General features: G+C 51.7%; 5 protein-coding genes and 1 tRNA gene. 3 read left to right on the top strand and 3 right to left on the bottom strand.

Going from position 1 to position 5964, the window contains the following annotated elements:
• Positions 1–258: 258 nt before the first annotated feature.
• Positions 259–331 (top strand) — tRNA-Ala (locus tag LBJ25_01055).
• Positions 332–1001: 670 nt separating this feature from the next.
• Here LBJ25_01055 and LBJ25_01050 read toward each other — a convergent pair.
• Complete coding sequence (locus LBJ25_01050; protein MDR1452552.1) at positions 1002–1634, bottom strand: flavodoxin family protein; 633 nt, start codon at positions 1632–1634, stop codon at positions 1002–1004.
• A 154-nt stretch (positions 1635–1788) separates the two neighbouring features.
• Between LBJ25_01050 and LBJ25_01045 the strand changes: the two genes are divergently transcribed.
• Both LBJ25_01045 and LBJ25_01040 read left to right on the top strand, forming a co-directional pair.
• On the top strand, positions 1789–2442 hold the full coding sequence (locus tag LBJ25_01045; GenBank protein ID MDR1452551.1) for an HAD family hydrolase: 654 nt from the start codon (positions 1789–1791) through the stop codon (positions 2440–2442).
• Between the two features lie 115 nt (positions 2443–2557).
• On the top strand, positions 2558–2824 hold the full coding sequence (locus LBJ25_01040) for a trp operon repressor (protein ID MDR1452550.1): 267 nt from the start codon (positions 2558–2560) through the stop codon (positions 2822–2824).
• On the opposite strand, the gene LBJ25_01035 is transcribed toward LBJ25_01040, so the two are convergent.
• Both LBJ25_01035 and LBJ25_01030 read right to left on the bottom strand, forming a co-directional pair.
• On the bottom strand, positions 2813–5206 hold the full coding sequence (locus LBJ25_01035; protein MDR1452549.1) for a homocysteine S-methyltransferase family protein: 2394 nt from the start codon (positions 5204–5206) through the stop codon (positions 2813–2815). The two genes, LBJ25_01040 and LBJ25_01035, sit on opposite strands and share 12 nt — an antisense overlap.
• Positions 5207–5319: 113 nt before the next feature.
• On the bottom strand, positions 5320–5709 hold the full coding sequence (locus LBJ25_01030; GenBank protein MDR1452548.1) for a hypothetical protein: 390 nt from the start codon (positions 5707–5709) through the stop codon (positions 5320–5322).
• Positions 5710–5964: the final 255 nt, after the last annotated feature.

Raw genomic sequence — 5964 nt, 5'->3', positions numbered from 1 at the left:
TCACGGACTCAGCAATTATTCTACATTTTAACATAAACTTATCCTCCTTATTTTATTTTTTTGGCGCAACTCAAACTTACCAAAATATATCGTAACCTTCCAGAAACCGTCCCACTTTTTTAGCCACAACTTTCTTGTCCTATAAATACCCATATTTCGCGTTATGTATACTCTAACAACGAAACCGCATAGAAGTCTCCGCGCTCGGTTTTCTCTATTGTGTTTTAGACTTTTTTATAGTAAAAAAGCATTAATTCCGGGGCTGTAGCTCAATTGGTAGAGCGCCACAATGGCATTGTGGAGGTCGACGGTTCGACTCCGTTCAGCTCCACTCGAGCTTAACAAAGCCACGAAGTGGCCGACGTTAAGCGAGAGCCACAAGGCGGCGTAGCCGCCGAAGTGACAAGTCTTATAAAACTAGCAAATTTTTTATATATCACCGCATAAATTGAGCAGAATCGAGGAGCACGAGCGCGTCAGCGCGAAGTTCTCCGTTCAGCTCCACTTTGCGCCCCTGCGCAAAGTATTAATTCGCGCGCATTGAAAACCGCGCGAATTATCACTCGAGCTTAACAAGGCCACGAAGTGGCCGACGTTAAGCGCGTCGAACTTCACAAGCGTAGCAACGTGAAGTGAGACCCACAAGCATACGAAGTATGCGCCGTGAGAGCCAGCCGCTGGCTCGGTTAGCCAGCGACACTTCCTCGGCGGCTTGAAGCCGCTCTCGGTCGCAAGGCGGCGTAGCCGCCGAAGTGACAAGGTCGAAGAAATGACAAAAGATGTAAAGATAATTTCTTATGAAGCTCAATAACTTACAAGCGGCGCGGCCGCGACGTTAAGCGCGTCGAACTTCACAAGCGTAGCGACGTGAAGTGAGACCCACAAGCATACGAAGTATGCGCCGTGAGAGCCAGCCGCTGGCTCGGTTAGCCAGCGACACTTCCTCGGCGGCTTGAAGCCGCTCTCGGTCGCAAGGACGCGAAGCGTCTGAAGTGACAAGTTTATCTAATAAAATTCGTGGCGATCCGGTCTTCTTCCACTGGCAGCGGGACACCGGCTTTAAGACCAGCTTCTTTGCAACGCAGAAAAAAGGCCATATTGCGCGCCAGCACGCGCATATTCTGCAAACCTTCGGCGTCTTTCGGCACATCGTCCGGCGCCGCGCCGTGCACCATATTCCAGTAACGGCTGGAGATGACGGGCATTTCGTTTATAGCAAAATATTTGTTCAGCTGATCCAGAGCCGCCGTCGTTCCCGCGCGCCTGGCGGAAACAACCGCCGCCGCCGGTTTCAGACGAAAAGACTGTTTGCCGGAACGCAGACCCGCATAGAAAACTCTGTCCATAAAAGAAGTTATCGCGCCGCTGGCCGCCGCGTAATGCACCGGCGAACCAAAAATAAAACCGTCAAAATCACCAGCCAAATCTAAAAATTCGTTTACTTTATCCTGAAAAGCGCAGCGTCCAAGCTCTCTGCATTTTAGACAGGCGCTGCAGCCGGAGAGCGGCTTGTTCCCCAGCCAGAAAAACTCCGCGGTGATATTTTCCTGTTCAAAAGTTTTGGCCGCCTCGGACAACGCCGTGTAAGTGCAGCCTTTTTCGCGCGGACTGCCGTTGAGCAATAAAACTTTCATATTGACTACCCCGCCTTCGGTAAAATTCGCCAGCAATTCTACTACTATATTATAGTACAAGCCCCGCCGATAAATCTATCCACGGCAAGGGGCGGTACGATCCGCCGCTTTGTCCTGATTTGACAGATGTTTGCCTGTGGGCTACAAATGCGCCATGTCTCTGACTTTGAGCGGCAAAAAACTTTTTCTTTTTGATTTTGACGGAACGCTGATAGATACTTCCAGCGGCATTCTGGCTTCTATAAACCACCTGCGTTCTCATTACGGACTGGCCGAGCTGGCTTTTACCCAAGCCCGCCAATATATCGGTCTGGGGCTGCAATACATGCTGACAGAAACTCTAAAAGAAAAACCGGACATCGATCCGGAAGAAGCCGTAAAAATTTACCGCGCTGACCATGAAACTAATATGTATCAAGACCTCAAATTTTATGCCGGACTGCCGGATTTTCTGCTCAAGCTCCGTTCCCGGCAAAAACCACTGGGCATAGTTTCCAACAAGCACAGCTATTTCATCGGCAAGATTTTAGAAAAATTAAACTCGCCGGTCGTTTTTGATGTAATTGTCGGCGCGGATACTCTGCCGGAGCACAAACCTGACCCGCGCCCGCTGCTCCACGCCTGCGAAAAACTGGGCTGTACTAAAGAGGAAACCGTAATGCTCGGCGACTCAATTTACGATGTACAGGCCGGCCGCGGGGCCGGAATTTTCACCATTGGCTGCGCCTGGGGTTTTAACGGAACTGAGCCATTCCAAACCGACCCGCCGGACACGGTGATCCACAGCATCAATGAAATAAGTATTTGAGGCCGCGCCAGAAAATTTTGGACAGGCAAGACCCGCTCAGATTTTTTGACTTCAGCGGCCTTGCGGTATATCGCGGTAACTTGACAAGCCGCAATCTGTTTCTTTTAATAGTAACATGAATGACCGGCAGGAACTGCGGGAACTCTGCGGCGCGCTGACTAAATGCGGACAAAAACTTTTGGCGGAATTTCTGCGCGATATTCTCACGCCCAATGAGCTGCGCGAGCTTTGCCAGCGCTGGCGCGTCATTAAAATGCTGGCCGCCGGTCAGACCCAGCGCGAGATCGCCAAAACCCTGAAAACCTCACTGTGCAAGATCACCCGCGGCTCGCGCGAACTCCAGAAAAAAAACAGCTCTTTTCGGCAGGTATTACAGCTTTAATAATTTTTTCGCCTGCAAGACCGCCGCGGCGGCGTCCGCGGTGTGATGCGCGCCAAAATTTTCGGCAAATTCCGCAGTAACAACCGCGCCGCCGACCATGACCGGAATATCCAGATTTTTTTCCAGCAGTTTGGCTTTGACTTCTTTCATCTTGAGCATAGTCGTGGTCAGCAACGCGCTCAATAAAACAATGTCCGCTTTTTGCTCCACAGCCGCGGCGACTATTTTTTCCGCCGAAACATCTTTGCCCAGATCGACCACCTGAAACCCGTGATTTTCCAGCATCATCGCCACGATATTTTTACCGATATCGTGAATATCGCCCTCTACCGTGCAGACTATGGCCGTGCCGATGGACGCCGTGCCGGACTGGCGCAGCAAAGGCTTGAGATATTCAAAAGCTTTTTTCATCGTATTGGCCGCAGCGATCATTTGCGGCAGATAGTATTTGCCGGCAGAGTAATACTCGCCGACTTTTTCCAGCGCCGGCAGTAATTCTTGATTCAAAATTTCCGGCGGCTTTTTTTTCTCCAGAGCGGCTTTGACCAGATCCAGCACAGCCGCTTCGTTGCCTTCGATAATCGTTTCGTAGATCGAAAGTTTCCGGGAAGATTTTTTTGAGGCTGGCGGCGCGTCCGGCGCGGCGACTCGCGCCAGATATTGGGCGGCATGGGGGTCCTGGCCCAGGACAACCGCTTCAGCCAGCTTCTCGGCTGCGGTATATTGGTCGATCTGCCGGTAGGTCGCCGCGCTGATGATCGCCGCTTTCAGCCCGGCTTTTTCCAGCAGTTTAAGAAAAACATTGTTAATATTTTTGCGCTGCGGCAGGCCGAAAGACACATTGCTCACGCCCAAGCTGGTCTGCCAGCCTAGTTTGGAGATCGCTTCCGTTGTTTTCAGAGTTTCCAGCGCGGCCTGCGGTTCGGAGGCCAGAGTCATGACCAGCCCGTCAAAGAAAACTCTGCGTTCGGGAAAACCAGCCGCGCGCAGGTAGTCCATTATTTTGCGGGCAATGGCCACGCGCTCCGCGGCGGCCGGCGGTATGCCCTGTGCATCGAGCGTCAGCGCGATCAAAGCCGCTCCGTAACGTTTGGCCAGCGGGACAATTTTGGCCAGAGAATCCGGCTTGCCGTTCACCGAATTGATCAACGCCAGACCGGGGTAACTTTTTAAAGCGGCTTCCAGCACTTGCGGATCGTCGGAATCCAGACAGAGCGGCTTATCCGTAACCAGCGACAAAGTTTGCACGCATTTTTGCATCAACCGCGCCTGATCTAATTCCGGCACGCCGACATTGAGATCCAGCAGATCCGCCGCGCTCTGTTCCTTAGCCTGTTCGCGCAGGAAATTTTCCTGGCCGGTTTTTAATTCCTCAGCAAATTTTTTTCGCGCGGTCGGATTGAGACTTTCGCCGATCTTTAAAAAAGGTTTAGCTTCAGACAAACGCACTACCTTGTTGCGGCTGGTAAAATAAACCGCTTTTTTAGCCCTATCAGAATTATGATATTTTATAGATACTTTATGGATAGCTTGGGACAACGCGGCAATATGCGCCGGTGTCGTGCCGCAGCAGCCGCCAAAGATCTGCACACCGTACCGCGCCAGCTCCGCCATGATTTCCGCAAATTTCTGCGGCGTCATGGTGTAAGCTAATTTATCATTTATCAGTTCCGGCAGGCCGGCGTTGGGCATGACCATCAGCGGCAGACCCAGCGCGCCCAAATCCCGGTAATATTTTTTGTACAGGCTGACCACGCCTTCCGGCCCGATCGAACAATTTATCGACAGCGCGTCCGCGCCCAATTCGCGCAAAGTTACATCCGCGGTAAAAATATCCGTGCCGGTCAAAGTGCGCCCCTGTTCATCGTAGGTCAACGAACAGATCACCGGCCGGACGCTGACATCTTTAATCGCCAGCAGCGCCGCGCGCATCTCCTGTATATCGCTGATAGTTTCGACAATAAACAAATCCACTCCGGCTCTTTCCAGAGCCGCCGCCTGCGCGCGATACGACGCATAGGCTGCGTCAAAACTCAAAGCGCCGAGCGGCTCCAATAATTTGCCGGTCGGCCCCAGCGAACCAGCCACATAGGGCGCGCCGGAAGCGCGGGCATTGCGCGCCGCGGCTTGATTGAATTCCTCCAGTTTGTCCGCCAGACCCAGTTCCTGCAATTTGAGCAAGCTGGAATTAAACGTATTGGTTTCCACAATGTCCGCGCCGGCCAAAGCGTATTCGCGGTGGATCTGCGCGATAAGCTCCGGCTGCTCAACATTGAGCTTGTCCGCCAGCACATTTTCATAACCGCGCTGCATCAAGACAGTACCCATCGCACCGTCGAAAATCAAAGGCTGTCCGAATTTTAAAATCGCACGAATATCCATAACGCTGTTATAAATTATTCCAGTTAAAAAAACAACCAATTAATCCCGCCGCGATGTATCGCGTTTTTACTGCCCTATCCGCACTAGAACGTCGCGCTGCGCGCTTGTTGCCTTCACTTAACTTCGCTATCGCTTGTTAAGTTCAGGTAAAAGTCACACGTGTCAAAATCCACAAAGACATTTTTGTCTTTCGGCAGCTGCGGATATTTGGCGAATATTTCATTCCACCATTGTCTCTGTAAATTCATGGCTTCCGCTCTGGCGTTCAGCGCCGCGTTCACGAACACCTGCACCTGCTCCGCCGTTACTCCCTGCCGCAATGCCGCCGGTTGCGCGGCCTGCGCCGCCACATCGATCCGGTTGTTTATGAGTATCAAACTCTCTACTTCCTCTCTGCTCGCCTTGATACCCAGGTCCTCTCTCCGCGGATGCACTTTCCCGCAAATCGGGCAGATCTCTTCACCTTTACTGTTTTTCTCTGCTTTCTCTCCATCTTTTGACATATACTTTTCCTCCTTTTGTTTTTTTTATCTGTAGAGCGAATATCTTTGCCGCCGCGCGCCGAGTCTCTCACTTAACGTCGGCTACTCTGTAGCCTTGTTAAGTTCGCGCCAAAACGCGCTTACGGCAAAATATTCACTCTGCCAAACATCTGCCATAGCATAATTTTCTTTTGCACGGTGAATATCTTACCGGAGTGCGCTTTGGTTCGAACTTAACGAGCAGCACGGCTGCGAAGTTAAGTGCGCCGAAGGCCA

This window comes from Candidatus Margulisiibacteriota bacterium (assembly GCA_031268855.1).
Taxonomy (GTDB): Bacteria; Margulisbacteria; Termititenacia; order Termititenacales; family Termititenacaceae; genus Termititenax.
Note: the sequence above shows the minus strand (reverse complement) of the source record. Positions and strands in the feature narration are given on the sequence as shown.